At 68.6% G+C, this 15,724-nt stretch carries 18 protein-coding genes and 1 tRNA gene; 9 read left to right on the plus strand and 10 right to left on the minus strand.

Annotation, left to right across the window (positions count from 1 at the left end):
* Nucleotides 1-143 precede the first annotated feature (143 nt).
* From PBN85_RS15710 to PBN85_RS15740, 7 genes are all read left to right on the plus strand, one after another.
* Complete coding sequence (locus PBN85_RS15710; protein ID WP_152542380.1) at nt 144-1,199, plus strand: glycoside hydrolase family 43 protein; 1,056 nt, start codon at nt 144-146, stop codon at nt 1,197-1,199.
* A gap of 7 nt (nt 1,200-1,206) precedes the next feature.
* Nucleotides 1,207-2,649: a xylulokinase gene (gene xylB / locus PBN85_RS15715; RefSeq protein WP_271299571.1), complete on the plus strand. Its 1,443-nt coding sequence runs from the start codon at nt 1,207-1,209 to the stop codon at nt 2,647-2,649.
* Nucleotides 2,649-3,956: a xylose isomerase gene (gene xylA, locus PBN85_RS15720; protein WP_037535551.1), complete on the plus strand. Its 1,308-nt coding sequence runs from the start codon at nt 2,649-2,651 to the stop codon at nt 3,954-3,956. Before xylB ends, xylA begins: the two co-directional genes overlap by 1 nt.
* A 198-nt stretch (nt 3,957-4,154) precedes the next feature.
* Complete coding sequence (locus tag PBN85_RS15725; protein ID WP_271299572.1) at nt 4,155-5,039, plus strand: alpha/beta hydrolase; 885 nt, start codon at nt 4,155-4,157, stop codon at nt 5,037-5,039.
* A gap of 24 nt (nt 5,040-5,063) precedes the next feature.
* Entirely contained in the window at nt 5,064-6,026 is a 963-nt protein-coding gene (locus PBN85_RS15730; protein WP_271299573.1) for an alpha/beta hydrolase, read from the plus strand.
* A gap of 108 nt (nt 6,027-6,134) precedes the next feature.
* Nucleotides 6,135-7,136, plus strand: coding sequence for a glycosyltransferase family 2 protein (locus PBN85_RS15735; RefSeq protein ID WP_271299574.1), 1,002 nt, complete (start codon nt 6,135-6,137; stop codon nt 7,134-7,136).
* Between the two features lie 46 nt (nt 7,137-7,182).
* Nucleotides 7,183-7,551: a hypothetical protein gene (locus PBN85_RS15740; RefSeq protein ID WP_271299575.1), complete on the plus strand. Its 369-nt coding sequence runs from the start codon at nt 7,183-7,185 to the stop codon at nt 7,549-7,551.
* Between the two features lie 8 nt (nt 7,552-7,559).
* Here PBN85_RS15740 and PBN85_RS15745 read toward each other — a convergent pair.
* Both PBN85_RS15745 and folK read right to left on the minus strand, forming a co-directional pair.
* A tRNA-Lys gene (locus PBN85_RS15745) sits at nt 7,560-7,635 on the minus strand.
* A 20-nt stretch (nt 7,636-7,655) separates the two neighbouring features.
* Nucleotides 7,656-8,132 (minus strand): 2-amino-4-hydroxy-6-hydroxymethyldihydropteridine diphosphokinase, encoded by a 477-nt coding sequence (gene folK / locus PBN85_RS15750; RefSeq protein WP_271299576.1) that lies wholly within the window; start codon nt 8,130-8,132, stop codon nt 7,656-7,658.
* 22 nt (nt 8,133-8,154) lie between these two features.
* Here folK and PBN85_RS15755 point away from each other — a divergent pair, with 22 nt between their 5' ends.
* Nucleotides 8,155-8,841 (plus strand): uracil-DNA glycosylase, encoded by a 687-nt coding sequence (locus PBN85_RS15755; RefSeq protein ID WP_271299577.1) that lies wholly within the window; start codon nt 8,155-8,157, stop codon nt 8,839-8,841.
* Here PBN85_RS15755 and aguB read toward each other — a convergent pair.
* The 5 genes from aguB to PBN85_RS15780 all read right to left on the minus strand — a co-directional run bounded on the left by aguB (nt 8,829) and on the right by PBN85_RS15780 (nt 13,927).
* On the minus strand, nt 8,829-9,689 hold the full coding sequence (gene aguB / locus PBN85_RS15760; RefSeq protein WP_037535447.1) for an N-carbamoylputrescine amidase: 861 nt from the start codon (nt 9,687-9,689) through the stop codon (nt 8,829-8,831). The two genes, PBN85_RS15755 and aguB, sit on opposite strands and share 13 nt — an antisense overlap.
* A 187-nt stretch (nt 9,690-9,876) precedes the next feature.
* Complete coding sequence (locus PBN85_RS15765; protein ID WP_271299578.1) at nt 9,877-10,866, minus strand: agmatine deiminase family protein; 990 nt, start codon at nt 10,864-10,866, stop codon at nt 9,877-9,879.
* On the minus strand, nt 10,863-12,503 hold the full coding sequence (locus PBN85_RS15770; protein ID WP_271299579.1) for a M28 family metallopeptidase: 1,641 nt from the start codon (nt 12,501-12,503) through the stop codon (nt 10,863-10,865). Before PBN85_RS15770 ends, PBN85_RS15765 begins: the two co-directional genes overlap by 4 nt.
* A gap of 400 nt (nt 12,504-12,903) precedes the next feature.
* Nucleotides 12,904-13,518 carry a 30S ribosomal protein S4 gene (gene rpsD, locus PBN85_RS15775; protein WP_037535444.1) on the minus strand — a complete coding sequence of 205 codons (615 nt, stop codon included), beginning with the start codon at nt 13,516-13,518 and terminating at the stop codon, nt 12,904-12,906.
* Between the two features lie 169 nt (nt 13,519-13,687).
* Complete coding sequence (locus PBN85_RS15780) at nt 13,688-13,927, minus strand: hypothetical protein (protein WP_037535443.1); 240 nt, start codon at nt 13,925-13,927, stop codon at nt 13,688-13,690.
* 107 nt (nt 13,928-14,034) lie between these two features.
* Between PBN85_RS15780 and PBN85_RS15785 the strand changes: the two genes are divergently transcribed.
* Entirely contained in the window at nt 14,035-14,340 is a 306-nt protein-coding gene (locus PBN85_RS15785) for a chorismate mutase (RefSeq protein ID WP_271299580.1), read from the plus strand.
* On the opposite strand, the gene PBN85_RS15790 is transcribed toward PBN85_RS15785, so the two are convergent.
* From PBN85_RS15790 to PBN85_RS15800, 3 genes are read right to left on the minus strand one after another with little or no spacing between them, the layout of a single operon-like run.
* Entirely contained in the window at nt 14,310-15,068 is a 759-nt protein-coding gene (locus PBN85_RS15790) for an RNA methyltransferase (RefSeq protein ID WP_271299581.1), read from the minus strand. The genes PBN85_RS15785 and PBN85_RS15790 overlap by 31 nt on opposite strands.
* Nucleotides 15,065-15,541, minus strand: coding sequence for a transcriptional regulator NrdR (nrdR, locus tag PBN85_RS15795; RefSeq protein ID WP_271299582.1), 477 nt, complete (start codon nt 15,539-15,541; stop codon nt 15,065-15,067). The genes PBN85_RS15790 and nrdR overlap by 4 nt, the downstream gene beginning before the upstream one ends.
* A gap of 8 nt (nt 15,542-15,549) precedes the next feature.
* A complete protein-coding gene (locus PBN85_RS15800; protein WP_271299583.1) occupies nt 15,550-15,723 on the minus strand; it encodes a hypothetical protein in 174 nt (57 codons plus the stop codon).
* Nucleotide 15,724: the final 1 nt, after the last annotated feature.

Consider the following 15,724-nt stretch of genomic DNA (forward strand, 5'->3'; position numbering starts at 1 on the left):
AACCGCTTGCGGAAAATCGATCGCCTGCATATGGTAGCGCTATCCCGCACTCGCGGCAGCTGCAGGCCTCGTCAGAAGGCCGTCATTAGGAAGGATCATCCGCCATGAGGCTTCGCCTCGCACTCTGCCTGACCGCCGCGACGATGGGCGCGACCGCCACGCTCGCCCTCGCGCAGGTCGCCAAGCCCGCCGCCAGCGAGCCGCGCAGCCCGGACGGCAAGCGCTATACCGCACAGCCGCTGGTCAAGAACCTCTATTTCGCCGATCCGTCAGCGCACGTCTTCAACGGCAAGCTCTACGTCTATCCCAGCCATGACGTCGACGCGGGCATCCCCGACGACGATCTCGGCACGCAATATGCCATGCATGACTATCGCATCCTCAGCATGGATCGCCCCGGCGGTCCGGTGACGGTGCATCCGGTGGCGATCGACGTGAAGGACATCCCCTGGGCGTCGAAGCAGACCTGGGCGCCCGACGCGGCCTATAAGAACGGCACCTATTATCTGTACATCCCGGCGCGCGACAAGGACGGCGTGTTCCGCATCGGCGTCGCCACCGGCAAGTCGCCGACCGGCCCGTTCAAGGCCGAGCCGCAGCCGATCAAGGGCAGCTTCTCGATCGACCCGGCGGTGTTCACCGACAGCGACGGCCAGAGCTATATGTATTTCGGCGGCATCTGGGGCGGCCAGTTGCAGCGCTGGACCACCGGCCGGTTCGACCCCAATGCCGGCGACACCGACCTCAAGCAGGACGACAAGCCCGCGCTGTCGCCCAAGATCGCGCGCCTGACCCCCGACATGAAGCAGTTCGCCGAGGCGCCGCGCGACGTCGTCATCACCGACGAGACCGGCAAGCCGGTGCTCGGCGGCGACCATGATCGCCGCTTCTTCGAGGCGTCGTGGACGTTCAAGCGCGGCGGCAAATATTATTTCACCTATTCGACCGGCGACACCCATTACCTCAATTACGCGATCGGCACGTCGCCCTACGGCCCGTTCCGCTATACCGGTCATTTCCTGATGCCGGTGCAGGGCTGGACCTCGCACCATTCGATCGTCGAGTTCAAGGGCAAGTGGTGGCTGTTCTATCACGACACGCAATTGTCGAATAAGAACTACCTCCGCTCGGCCAAGATGACCGAGCTGACGTTCAATAGCGACGGCACGATCCGTCCGATCAACCCGTTCAAGGACTAAGACCGGCATGTTCCTCGGCATCGATATCGGCACGTCCGGCGTCAAGGCGGTGGTGCTCGATACGCACGGCAGCGTCGTCGGTCAGGGTACTGCCGCGCTGACCGTGCAGCGGCCGCAGCCGCTCTGGTCCGAACAGGATCCGGACGCCTGGTGGCAGGCGACCACCGCCGCGGTCCAGGCGATCGACCCGGACGTGCGGCGCGCGGTACGCGGCATCGGCCTCGCCGGGCAGATGCACGGCGCGACGCTGCTCGACGCGGACGACCAGCCGCTGCGCCCGGCGATCCTGTGGAACGACGGCCGCTCCTTCGCCGAATGCGCCGAGCTCGAGGTGGCGACGCCCGATTTCCACACGGTGGGCGGCAACCTCGTCATGCCGGGCTTCACCGCGCCCAAGCTGCAATGGGTCCGCCATCACGAGCCCGAGCTGTTCGATTCCGTCGCCACCGTGCTGCTGCCCAAGGACTATGTCCGGTTGCAGATGACCGGCGACAAGGTCTCGGACCTGTCCGATTCGGCGGGCACTCTGTGGCTCGACGTCGCCGGGCGGCGCTGGAGTGAGACGCTGCTCGCCGCCACCGGCCTGACCGAGGCGCAGATGCCGACGCTGGTCGAGGGCAGCGCGGCGACCGGCCGGCTGCGGCCCGAGATCGCCGAGCTGTGGGGCATGGCCGCGGTGCCGGTCGCCGGCGGCGGCGGCGACAATGCCGCGGGCGCGGCGGGCGTCGGCGCGGTGCGCGACGGCGATGCGTTGCTGTCGCTCGGCACGTCGGGCGTGATCTTCGTCGCCACCGATCGCTTCCGCCCCAATGTCGCGGGCGCGGTCCATGCCTTCTGCCACTGCCTGCCCGACCTGTGGCACCAGATGGCCGTTCACCTGTCCGCCGCCTCGTGCATCGACTGGGTTGCCAGGATCACCGGCGCGGCGGGCGCCGCGGACCTGTTCGCGCGTGCCGAGCGCGCGGGGCCGGGTGCCGGACCGGAGCTGTTCCTCCCCTATCTCTCCGGTGAGCGCACCCCGCACAATGACGCGCAGGTCCGCGGCGCCTTCCTCCGGCTCGACAATGACACCGGTCCCGACCGGCTCGCGCAGGCGGTGCTGGAAGGCGTCGGCTTCGCGCTCGCCGACGGCCTGCGCGTGCTGCGCGACGCCGGCACGACGATCGAGCGCCTGTCGGTGATCGGCGGCGGCGCCCGCTCGCGCTACTGGGGCGAGACGCTCGCCGCGGCGATGGACGTCGAGCTCGTCTACCTTCAGGGTGGCGAGGTCGGGCCGGCACTCGGCGCCGCGCGCCTCGCCCAGCTCGCCGTCGACGGCGGCAATCCTGCCGAGGTCTGCGCCGCGCCGCCCGTCTCGCACGTCATCACGCCCGATCCGGCGCTCGTCGAGCGCCTTGCTCCCAAAGCCGCCGCCTTCCGCGACGCATACACCCGCATAAGGACCCTCTAATGGCCGACTTTTTCGCCGACATCCCGCAGATCCGGTACGAAGGACCGGACAGCGACAATGAACTCGCCTACCGCTTCTACGACAAGAACCGCGTCGTGCTCGGCAAGACGATGGAAGAGCATCTGCGCTTCGCCGCCTGCTTCTGGCACACCTTCTGCTGGCCGGGTTCCGACGTATTCGGCGGCGGCACCTTCAACCGCCCGTGGCACCGTGGCGCCAACGACAGCGCCGCCGCGGCGGAGAAGCGCGAAGTCGCGTTCGACTTCTTCCAGAAGCTCGACGTGCCCTTCTATTGCTTCCACGACGTCGACGTGATGGCCGATGCCGCCAATGTCGGCGAGCATCGTCGCTATTTCGCCGAAGCGGTCGACCACCTCGAAAAGCTCCAGGCCTCGTCAGGCCGCAAGCTGCTCTGGGGCACCGCCAATCTGTTCAGCCACCCGCGCTTCGCCGCCGGCGGCGCGACCAACCCCGATCCCGAAGTCTATGCCTTCGGCGCGATGCAGGTGCGCGACGCGCTCGAAGCGACGCATCGCCTCGGCGGCCAGAACTACGTCCTGTGGGGCGGCCGCGAGGGCTATGAGACGCTGCTCAACACCGACATGAAGCGCGAGCTCGACAATTTCGGCCGCTTCCTCAGCCTCGTCGTCGAGCACAAGCACAAGATCGGCTTCACCGGCACGATCCTGATCGAACCGAAGCCGCACGAGCCGACCAAGCATCAGTATGACTTCGACACCGCGACGGTCTACGGCTTCCTCAAGCGCTACGGCCTCGAGAACGAGGTGCGCGTCAACATCGAGGCGAACCACGCGACGCTGTCGGGCCACACCTTCGAGCATGAGATCGCCACCGCCGGCGCGCTCGGCATCTTCGGGTCGATCGACGCCAACCGCGGCGATCCGCAGAACGGCTGGGACACCGATCAATTCCCCAATTCGGTCGACGAGCTGACGTTGGCGATGATCGAGATCATCCGGGCGGGCGGCTTCACCACCGGCGGGTTCAACTTCGACGCCAAGGTGCGCCGCCAGTCGATCGACGCGGTCGACCTGTTCCACGGCCATGTCGGCGGCATCGACGTCGTCGCCAAGGGCTTGCTCAACGCCGCGGCGCTGATCGAGGACGGTCGTCTCGATGCCGCCAAGGAAGAGCGTTATGCCGGCTGGACGGGTGAGTTCGGCAACAAGATCGCCGGCCTCGACCTCGCCGGCATCGCCGATCTCGCGGTCGAGCAGAACATCGATCCGCAGCCGCGCTCGGGTCGTCAGGAGCGGCTGGAGAATCTGATCAACCGCTTCCGCTAAGAGGAGGGGGCGGGGCGTTCGTCGCCCTGCCCGCGCCGTTTATCCGTCAGGCCGGCCATGCCGCGCCTGACGGGCAAGCGCACCGAGGTCGCCGCCACGCCGATCACCGGCGCACGCCCGCGGGACCGCATACCGACACCGGCGCCCCCAAGGGTCGCCATCCGGGACGCCGCAGACGGTGACCGGCGATTTGGGAGGATGACGATGCGCCGAGCCTTTGCCCTCGCCGCGCTGCTCGCGACCGCGCCGCTACCGGCGCAGGATCCCGCGCCGCAGCCGCCGCCGCACTATACCGCGATCCCGCTCTGGCCGGACGGTGCCCCCGGTGTCACCACGCGTCGCCGCGAGCCGGAGGTCGGCCGCGACTATTGGGTGCGCAACATCCACGATCCCTCGCTGATCGCCTTTCCTGCCGATGCGAAGAAGCGCAACGGCGCGGCGATCGTCATCATGCCCGGCGGCGGCCATAAATTGCTCGTCTGGACCAACGAGGGCACCAAGGTCGCCACCGCGCTCAACCGCATGGGCATCACCGCCTTCGTGCTCAAATACCGGCTCGCCAACGAACCGGGCTCGACCTATTCGGTCGAGGGCGACGCCGCCGACGATGCGCGCCGCGCGATCCGCTGGGTGCGCGCGCATGCCGCCGATTACGGCATCGACCCGGCACGCGTCGGCGCGATGGGCTTTTCCGCGGGCGGCGAGCTCGTCTCGCAGATCGCCGACAATCCCGAGCCCGCCGGTCGCCCGGTGCGCGACGCGATCGACCGGCTGCCCGCGCGGCCCGACTTCCAGGTGCTCGTCTTCCCGGGACCGCGCGGCATTCCCGCCAAGGCGATCGCCGCCGCGCCGCCCGCCTTCCTCGTCGCCGGCAGCCGCGATGCCTGCTGCGCCGCGCCGTCGGTCGCGCTGTACGAGCAGTTGCGCAAGGCCGGCGTCTCTGCCGAGCTGCACATGTACGCCGACAGCGATCACGCCTTCAATCTCGACGAGTCGGACCGGATCTCGATCCTGCACTGGCCCGACCGGTTGAACGACTGGCTCGCCGACAGCGGCTGGCTGTCGCCGCGCACCGCCAAATAATCCAAATCATCGGGAGAGAGACGCATGACGAAACGACTCCACGCCTTCGCCATCGCGCAATTGCTGCGCCCCCTCGCCATCGCCGGCACCGCGTGCGCGGCCGCGACGCTGCTCGCCGCGCCCGCGGCAGCGCAGGACGACAAGATGGTGCCGATCGCCATTCCGGCGCAGCCCAACGCGATCACGCTCGCCACCGGCAAGCTGCCCGGCAATCCCGCGCCCGAGGCATGGCATCGCCAATATGGCAGCGTCTTCGCGCGCAACGTCACCGTCGCGACGCTCACCCCCTTCCTGCCCGATCCCGGCAAGGCAAGCGGGGCGGCGGTGATCGTCGCGCCCGGCGGCGGCTTCCGCACGCTGTCGATGGAGAATGAGGGCTGGGACGTGGCGCGCGCGCTCGCCGCCAAGGGCGTCGCCGCCTTTGTGCTCAAATACCGGCTCAACCCGACGCCGGCTGACATGCCCGGCTTCGAAAAGTCGATGACGGCGATGTTCACCCCCGGCGCCCGCCCGCCGCGGCCCAACGCCGGCGCGATGGCGGCGACCCTCGCGCCGCAGATCGCCGATGCGCGCGCCGCCTTCGCGCTGGTCCGCCAGCGGGCCGGTGAGTGGCATGTCGATGCCGACCGGATCGGCATGATCGGCTTTTCCGCCGGCGCGATGCTGACGATGGCGACGACGCTCGACGGCGGCGACGCCAAGCCCGCCTTCATCGGCAACATCTACGGCCCGCTCGCCGCGGTCACCGTGCCCGCCGACGCGCCGCCGATGTTCGTCGCGCTCGCCGCCGACGATCCCTTCTTCGGCAACGGCGGCTTCGGCCTGATCGGCAGCTGGCGCACCGCCAAGCGGCCGGTCGAATTCCATCTGTTCGAACAGGGCGGCCACGGCTTCGGCATGTATCCCAAGACGACGACGAGCACCGGCTGGTTCGACGAATTCGCCCGCTGGATGGATATGCACGGCTGGCTCAAGCCGCGCGGCTGAACGACGGCGGGGCGGATCGCATCCGCCCCGCCGGGCTGCAACGAAGACCCGCGACGGCCGGATAAAAGATGGTTAAGGATGCGCCCTTCGTGACGAGAGGGATCGCGGGTGCAGACCGGTGCAGTGTCCGTCGCCATGGCGACCTTCAATGGCGAGCGGTTCCTCGCCGAGCAATTGCGCTCGCTGGCGCAGCAGGATCACCTTCCCGCCGAACTCGTCATCTGTGACGATCAGTCGACCGATCGCACCGCGGCGATCATCGCGGACTTTGCGCGCACCGCCCCCTTCCCCGTCCGCTTCCATCGCAACGAGACGCGGCTGCGCTTCTCCGACAATTTCATGAAGGCGATCGCGCTGTGCGAGAGCGACCATATCGCCTTCTGCGATCAGGACGACGTCTGGCTGCCGGGCAAGATCGCCCGGTCGCTGGCAGCGATGACGGCGACGGGCGCGCTGATGTGCTCGCATCGCGTCGAGCTGATCGACGAGGCGGGCGCGCGGATCGGCACCTCGACCAACCTTTCGCGCCGTGCGCTGCTGGAGGGTGCGGGCTTCGAGCCGTGGGGCGTCTTCCTCGGCTTCACCTGCACGATCGATCGCCGGTTGCTGCATCTGATCGATCCGGCGATGCGGCCGCACGACCTGATCGAATATGAGCGGCCGATGTCGCACGATCGCTGGTTCTACCTCGTCGCCGGCCTGTTCGGCAGCCTCTGCTATATCGACGAGCCGCTCGCGCTCTATCGCCAGCATGGCGCCAATGTCTTCGGCCGCACCCGCACGACGAAACTCCATGGCCTCGCCAAGGCAGTGCGCAAATATCCGGCCTATATCCGGCAACGGGGGCGCATCGCCGCCGAGACCGCCAGCCTGCTGGCGCGGGTGCGCGATGCGATCGCCTCGCCCGAGTTCGACGGCGCGGCGGAGCGCTGGTCGGGCGTCGCCGAATTCTATGCCGTGCGCGAGGCGGTCTTCAGCCAGCGGGCCCCGCTCACGCGGCTGCGGCGGCTGTTCGCCGCCTATCGGCGCCAGCTCTACAGCCGCGGCTGGGGACGCGGCGGGCGGTCGCTGATCGTGCAGGATGCCATCGCCGCGATCATCGTGCGTTAGCCCCGCCGGGTGGACGCGCCGGGCCGGGCACCCTAGGGGCGCGGCCATGACAGGCTTCTCCCAGGCGCGCCTCGCGCCGATCACGCGGCTGCTGTTCTGGGCCGCCCTCGTCTTCGCGCTGGTCATGGCGCTGTCGCCGAAGCCGCCGATCACCGTCACGATGGTCGACAAATGGCAGCATATGGCGGCCTTCGGCACGCTGACGGTCTTCGCCTGCGCCGGCTGGCCGCAGGCGCGGCTGCTGCGCATCGCCGAGCGGCTGAGCTTCCTCGGCGCGATGATCGAACTGGTCCAGTCAATCCCGATGCTGCACCGCGACTGCGACATCATGGACTGGATCGCCGATACGGCAATCATCCTCGGCGTGGTCGCGGTGGTGGCGCTGGCGCGGCGCGGGCAGGCGCGGATTTTGTGAGAACACGATGGTGGGTCCGCCGGGGCTCGAACCCGGGACCTCTCGATTAAAAGTCGCTTGCTCTACCGACTGAGCTACGGACCCCCGCCATCGATCCGGCGCACCTAAGCGCGGGGGCGCGGTCGGTCAACTGCATGTGCCAATTGTCTTACGCTGCGCCCGACCGGCGGCACCCGCCAGTCGGGCGCGATCGCCGCCAGCGGCGCCAGCACGAAGCTGCGCGCAGCGAGCGCCTCGTGCGGCACGCGAAGCCGGGGTTCGCGCCAGACGCCGCCCGACCAGAGCAGGATATCGAGGTCGATCACCCGCGCCCCCCAGCGGCGGCCGCGTCGCCGCCCGAACGCCGCCTCGATCCGCTTGAGCCGGGCGAGCAGCACCGGCGGCGGCGCGTCGCTGGCGATCAGCACCGCGGCATTGGCGAATCGGCGGATCGACGGACCCAGCGGCGCCGATGCGATCACCGGCGACACCGCGACGATGCCGCCGATCGCATCGATCGCCGCCGCCACCTCCGCTGCCGGGCCGCCGTGCCGCCCGCGCCGGTTCGACCCGATCCCGATCGCATAGATTGCCGTCGTCATGGCGGGGCTTTAGGCGAAAGCGATGACCTTCGATACGCTTGCCCCCGCCCCGCCGGCGCCCGCCCCGCTCGCCGCCGTCGAGCCGCCCTATGATTGCCCGCGCTGCCCACGCCTCGTCGCCGCGCGCGAGGCGCTGCGGCGCGACAATCCGAGCTGGTGGAACGCCCCCGTCCCCGGCTTCGGCGATCCTGCGGCATGGCTGGCGATCGTCGGCCTCGCGCCGGGGCTGCACGGCGGCAATCGCACCGGGCGCGCCTTCACCGGCGATCATTCGGGAGCGCTGCTCTATGCGACGCTCGCCAAATTCGGCCTCGCCACCGGCAGCTTCGCCAACCGCGTCACCGACGATCTCGCGCTGACCGGCGCGATCATCGTCAACGCGGTCAAATGCCTGCCGCCCGCCAACAAGCCGACGCCGGAGGAGATCCGCACCTGCCGCCCGTTCCTGGAGAATGAGGTGGCGGCGCTGCCCAATCTGCAGATCGTCGTCGCGCTCGGGCAGGTCGCGCACCAGTCGGCGGTCAAGGTAATGGGCGGCCGCCTGCCCAAGGCGACCTTCGCCCATGGCGCCGAGCATCGCATGCCCGACGGCCGCATCCTGATCGATAGCTACCACCCGTCACGCTACAATCAGAACACCGGCCGCATCGACGATGCGATGTTCGAGGCCGTGTTCGCGCGCGCGGTCGCGCTGCGTCAGATGTCCTGAGTCAGCCGCCCGTAGAGTTCGGGCCGGCGATCGCGGAAGAAGCCGAAGGCGGCGCGGTGCCGCTTGACCCGGTCGAGGTCGAGCGTCGCGACGATCACGCCTTCCTCGTCCCGGCCGAGCTCGGCGAGAATGTCGCCGCGCTCGTCGGCGATGAAGCTGGTGCCGTAGAAGGTCTGGCCGTGCTCGACGCCGATCCGGTTGGCGGCGACCACCGGCACGACGTTCGACACTGCATGGCCGACCATCGCCCGCCGCCACAGCCGCGCGGTATCGAGGCTGGTGTCATGCGGCTCGCTGCCGATCGCGGTCGGGTAGAAGAGCACCTGCGCCCCCATCAGCATCAGCGCGCGGGCCGTCTCCGGATACCATTGGTCCCAGCAGACGCCGACGCCGAGCGTCCAGCCCGGCGCGGCGGCGGGCGCGGGCCATACCTTGAAGCCGGTGTTGCCGGGGCGGAAGTAGAATTTCTCCTCATAGCCCGGCCCATCGGGGATATGGCTCTTGCGATAGACGCCCTGCACCTCGCCGTCCGGGCCGATCATCGCCAGGCTGTTGTAATGGTGCGGCCCGTCCGCCTCGAAGAAGCTGGTCGGGATGGTCACCTTGAGCGCCTCGGCGAGCGCCTGCATCGCCAGCACCGCCTTGTGCTCGCCGACCGGCGCCGCCTGGGCGAACAGCCCCTCGTCTTCGACGCGACAGAAATATTCGCCCTCGAACAATTCGGGTGGCAGGATCACCTGCGCGCCCCGCCCCGCCGCTTCGCGCACCAGGCGCGAGACGTTGGCGATATTGGCGTCGATATCGTCGGAGAAGGCGAGTTGCAGCGCGGCGACGGTGAGCTGGGTCATGCGCGCCACATAAGACGGCGCGGGCGAGTCGTCACCCCTTGCCGCGAATCCCGCCCTCCGCCCGGGGCAAGCTCAACGCGCTCTCACTCAACCGTTCGGGCTGAGCCTGTCGAAGCCCGAGCTCGCGATCGAAGCCCGCCCTTCGACAGGCTCAGGGCCAACGGAGGAGTAGGAGGGCGGACCCGACTTATCTGTCAGTCGCGGGCGCGGCCGGCACCTGCTGGCTGATGCAGTGGAAGCTGCCGCCGCCGGTCAGGATATGATCCGCGCGCAACCCCACCGCCTCGCGGTCGGGGAACAGCGCCTGTACCGCGCGCACCGCCGCCGCATCATTATCGGCGCCGTACAGCGGCACGACCACCGCGGCATTGCCGATGTAGAAGTTCATATAGCTCGCCGGCACGACCTCCTCGTCGCGCAGCACGCGCCCCGGCGAGGGGATCGTGACCACCTCCAGCCCCGCCGCGCGGGCATCGCGCAGCGCATGGCTGTAGACCTGCCAGTTGGGGTCGTTCTCCGCCGCCTCGGGCAGCGCCAATTTGTCCTCGCCGACGAAGCGGGCGAGATTGTCGACATGGCCGTCGGTATGGTCGTTGAGCAGCCCGTCGCCGAGCCACACCACCCGCGTCAGCCCGAGATCGCCGCGCAGCCGCGCCTCGATCTGCGCCTGGTCCATCGTCGGGTTGCGATTGGGGTTGAGCAGGCATTGCGTCGTCGTGACGACGGTGCCCGTCCCGTCGCCGTCGATCGCCCCGCCTTCGAGCACCCAGTTGCAATAGCCGACGCGCCGGCCGAGCCGCTGCGCCAGCCGCAGCCCGATCGTATCGTCACCGGGCAGATCATATTTGCCGCCCCAGCCGTTGAAGCCGAAATCGCACGCCTCGCCGTTGCCGAGCAGGATCGGCCCGGTGTCGCGCAGCCAGATGTCGCCGAACGGCTCGACCACCACCTGGGCGAACGGCGCGAGCGCCTGTGCCGCGGTCGCCGCCTCGGCGTCGGCGGCGACGAGGATCACCGTCTCGCCGCGCCCGTCGGCATGGACCGCCCGCGCGAAGGCGGCGACTTCGGCGCGGGCGGGATCGAGGTCCTCCTGCCACAGATCGGGATGGCTCGGGAAACCGATCCACACCGCGTCATGCTTGGCCCATTCGGCGGGCGGCGGCGGCACGGGGCTCATTTGGCGGCTCCCGCACCGGCGCGGCTCTTGTCGCGGATCGCGCGGAATTCGTCGCCCGGCAGCCAGTTGGGCCACGTGCGCCCGTCCGCCAGATCGCGGGCGATCATGTAATAGAGGCCGACGTCCTGCTGCACGCCGCTCCAGTCCCAATTGGGATCATATTCGTCGGCGGGTGCGTGGTAGCGATGCTCCTCATAATCCTTCGCCGCCGCCTGCCCTGCGGCAAGCCCGCCCTTGACCAGATTCTGGCCGGTCTCGAAATAGACCATCGGCACGCCATGCTTGGCGAGGCTGAAGTGATCGGAGCGGTAGTAGAAACCCTTTTCCGGCGTCGGCTCCGGCGTCGCGGTCCGCCCCTGCCGCTTGAGCGCGGCGTTGAGATAGCCATCGAGTTCCGACTTGCCCGGGCCGATGACGATCACGTCCCTGGCGGGACCGTACATGGCGAGCGCATCCATATTGGCGCCGCCGACCGTCTGGCTGAGCGGATAGACCGGATTGTCGCCATAATAGGCCGAACCGAGCAGCCCCGATTCCTCGGCGGTCAGCGCGACGAACACCATCGAGCGGCGCGCCGGCCCCGCCTTGGCATTGGCCTGCGCCAGCGCGACCAGCGCCGCGACGCCATCGGCATTGTCGACCGCGCCGTTGCAGATGCCGTCGCCGTTGACCGGCGTGCAATGGCCGAGGTGATCCCAATGCGCCGAGAGCAGCACATATTCATTCGGCGCCTCACGTCCCGGCAGGATGCCGACGACATTGTGCGAAATCTGCTTCTTGATCTGATTGTCGAAGCTGACCGACGCCTTGACGCCGAGCGGCACCGCCTTGAAGCCCTTCACCTTGGCGGCGGCGGCGAGCTGGTCGAAATCCTTGCCCGCGCTCGCGAACAGCGCGCGCGCCTGGTCGAGCTGCATCCAGCCGTGCGCGGCGGTGTCGTCCATATGGCCGTTGGCGGCATCGGCGACATGCGCCGCGCCGGTGTTGCTCGATTCGACGACGTTCCAGCCATAGGCGGCCGGTTCGGTCTGGTGGACGATGATCACCGCCGCCGCGCCCTGCCGCGCCGCTTCCTCATATTTATAAGTCCAGCGGCCGTAATAGGTCATCGCCCGGCCGCCGAAATCGCCGGTCAGCCCCGGTGTCTGCCAGTCGGGGTCGTTGATCAGGACGATCACTGTCTTGCCCTTCACGTCGAGCCCGGCATAGTCGTTCCACCCCTTCTCGGGCGCGACGATGCCATAGCCGGCGAAGACGACGTCGCTGTTCCGGACGTCGATATGCGGCGTGACGCGATAGGTGCCGACCACCATGTCCTTGCCGTAGGCGAGGCTGAGCGGGGACGTGCCGCCGGTGAAGGTCAGCGGCGAGACGTTCTGCGCGGTGATCTCGACCAGCGGCACGTCCTGCAGCCAGCTGCCCTTGTTGCCCGGCTTGAGCCCCGCCTGCGCGAACGCGGTCTTGAGATAGGCGAGCGTCTTCTCCTCGCCGGCGCTGCCCGGCGCGCGACCTTCGAACGCATCGGACGACAGCGTCTTGGTGACCGTCTTCATCGTCTCGACGGAGATCGGTGGCGCGGATTGCGCCAGCGCCATCCCCGGCGTGGCGAGCAGGGCGGCAAGAATGAGACGACGCATCGATGACTCCGGAAGGCGACTGGCAGCGTGGCCGGTCTTTTGCCGCCGGCGCGCGGTCTTGTCCACGGTGGGGCGCGACGGTTTTGCGCGCAGAGGCGCAGAGGACGCAGAGTGGTTCGGCCCCGTGCGCCGGCCGAAGGCGCCTGTTCACTTGGCGCAAGCAGCGCCCGGCGTGCCGCGTCGCAGGGATGATTCACGCGAAGACGCGAAGCCGCGAGAAGACGGAGACCGGGCCTCGCCTGCTACGATCGGTCCCATCCCCCCAACACACCATCGTCGCGTCTTCGCGCGAATTATTCAATTGACCGCATCATCCTCCGCGTCCTCCGCGGCTCTGTGCGCAAACAAAAAGGGCGGCCCCGCAGGACCGCCCTTTTCGAACCTGAATACCTCAGGAAGATCAGCGCGAGTAGAACTCGACGACCAGGTTCGGTTCCATCTTCACCGGATAGGGCACTTCGTCGAGCGTCGGAACGCGGACGAAGGTGACCTTGGCATTGCCGTCCGGCGCGACGTAATCGGGGATGTCACGCTCGGCGAGGTTCTGCGCCTCGAGGATCAGCGCCATTTCCTTGGCCTTGGTGCCCAGCGTGATCTCGTCGCCGACGAAGCAGCGGCGCGACGCGATGTTGCACTTCACGCCGTTGACGCGGATGTGGCCGTGGCTGACGATCTGGCGCGCGGCGAAGATCGTCGGCGCGAACTTGGCGCGGTAGACGATCATGTCGAGACGCTGCTCGAGCAGGCCGATCAGGTTCTGGCTGGTGTCGCCCTTCATCCGGGCGGCTTCGGTGTAGCAGGCCTTGAACTGCTTTTCGGTGACGTCACCGTAATAGCCCTTGAGCTTCTGCTTGGCGCGCAGCTGGATGCCGAAGTCCGACACCTTGCCCTTGCGACGCTGGCCGTGCTGGCCCGGGCCGTATTCGCGCTTGTTGACCGGGCTCTTCGGCCGGCCCCAGATGTTCTCGCCGAGACGACGGTCGAGCTTGTGCTTGGCGCTATGGCGCTTCGACATGATAATTCCTTGGCAACTGTAACGACGTGACCCCGTCCCATGGCAAGCCATCGGGCGGGCTGGTCCCGGTATCGCTCTGCTGGTCCTTGCGGGGCAGGCCATCCGCTTCACCGGGGTGCGGGGGCTGTTGCGAAGGCGCGCGCCTAGCTCGCACGCCGTGTCATGTCAATCAGTTCCCGCTGCTGTTGCGCCGCGCGCCCAGCGTCGATTCGACGTTGCGGGCATTGGCCGCGTCGATCTCCGTCCACTCCGACTTGGTGTGGCAGGTGTGCTTGGGCAGCGTCGATCCGGTCGGCACCTCGCTGCGGCAGATGCGCTTTTCCTTGACCGGCGGGGTCGGCGTGGCGGCGGCGTCGGGCGTCGCCTGCGGCGAGAGCGTGGCGAGGCCGAGCAGCAGCGAAACGATCATGACGCAATGTCCTTCGGTGGAAACACTTCAGCAACTATGACGTATTCCGCCGCGCCGGCAAGCCCCCGCCCCCTCGACTTGGCGGCAGCCCGCGTTAAGGACGGCACATGTCCGACGCTCCGCTCCCCGGTCCGCTCTGTTCGACGATGCAGGAGGTGCGCGCCGGCGTCGACGCGCTCGACCGCGAGCTGGTCGCACTGCTCGCCCGCCGCTTCGCCTATATGGACGCCGCGGCGCGGATCAAAGCCGAGCGCGGCCACGTCCGCGACGAGGCGCGCAAGGCGGCGGTCATCGCCAACGCCCGCACCGCGGCGGAGGCGCTCGGCCTGCCGGGTGCGGTCATCGCCGATCTATGGGAACAGCTTGTCGAGGCGTCGATCGCCTACGAACTCTCCGCGTTCGATCGCCGCTGAGCCTCGACCCGGCGTTCCTTGGCGCCGTCGAGCGCCGACAGCACGCCGCGCAGCGTCCGCACCTCCTGCGACGACCAGCCCGGTTTGGTCAGCAAGGTGCGCAGCGTCCGCCGCGTCTGGAACACCTTGTCGGGCGGGAAGAAGAAGTTCGCCCGCTCGAGCATGTCGTCGAGCTGGAGGATCATGCCTTCCAGCTGCTCCTGCGACGCGGGCGGTTCGATCGGGTTGATCGACGGCTGCGCGAGTGCGACGCCCTTCGACCATTCATAGGCGACGAGGATCACCGCCTGCGCGAGGTTGAGGCTGCCGAATTCCGGGTTGATCGGCACGGTGACGATCGTCCGCGCCAGCGCGACGTCATCGGTCTCCAGCCCGGAGCGTTCCGGCCCGAACAGGATCGCCGATCGCTCGCCCGCCGCATGGATGTCGCGCGCCGCGACTTCGGGCGTCACGACGGGCTTGGTGATGCCGCGCTTGCGCACCGTCGTCGCATAGACGTGCGCGCAATCCGCCACCGCCTCGGCGACGGTGTCGAACAGCTGCGCCTGCGCCAGCACGCTGTCGGCACCGCTCGCCGCTGGCCCCGCCTGGGGATTGGGCCAGCCGTCGCGCGGCGAGACCAGGCGCATGTCGGTCAGCCCGAAGTTGAGCATCGCGCGCGCCGCCTTGCCGATATTCTCGCCGAGCTGCGGGCGGACGAGCACGATCGCCGGTTGCGGCCCGCTCATTCCGCGCGCCCCGCCTGCTCAACCGTGCCGGCGAACTCCTCGAAGTCGCGCGCCTCGCTGAAGTCGCGATAGACGCTGGCGAAGCGGATATAGGCGACCGAATCGAGGCCCTTGAGCCCGTCCATCACCATCTCGCCGATCCGCTTCGACGATACCTCGCTCTCGCCCTGCGTCTCGAGCTGGCGCTGGATGCCGCTGACCAGTTTCTCGATCCGCACCGGCTCGATCGGCCGCTTGCGCGTCGCGATCGATACCGAGCGCAGCAGCTTCTCGCGATCGAACGATTCGCGCCGCACGCCGTCGCCGCCGGTGCTCTTGATCACCCACAGGTCGCGCAGCTGGATCCGCTCGAACGTCGTGAACCGCGCCGCGCAGCCTTCGCACTGGCGCCGACGCCGGATCGCCGCCCCGTCTTCGGTGGGGCGGCTGTCCTTTACCTGGCTGTCTTCATGGCCGCAGAACGGGCAGCGCATTCAGGCGATCACCCGTTGCGCTTGGCATAGGCGACGCTCGCGCCGACGATCGCGCCGAGCACCGGACCGACGAACGGCACGGGGATCGCCACCACCGCGCCGATCGCGCCATACTTGGCCATCTTCTTGCCGAGGCCGGGGGTGTTCTTGACGGTCGCCTGGACCTCTTCGATCTTCGACATG

The organism is Sphingomonas sp. CV7422, assembly GCF_027945725.1.
GTDB classification, from domain to species: domain Bacteria; phylum Pseudomonadota; class Alphaproteobacteria; order Sphingomonadales; family Sphingomonadaceae; genus Sphingomonas; species Sphingomonas kyungheensis.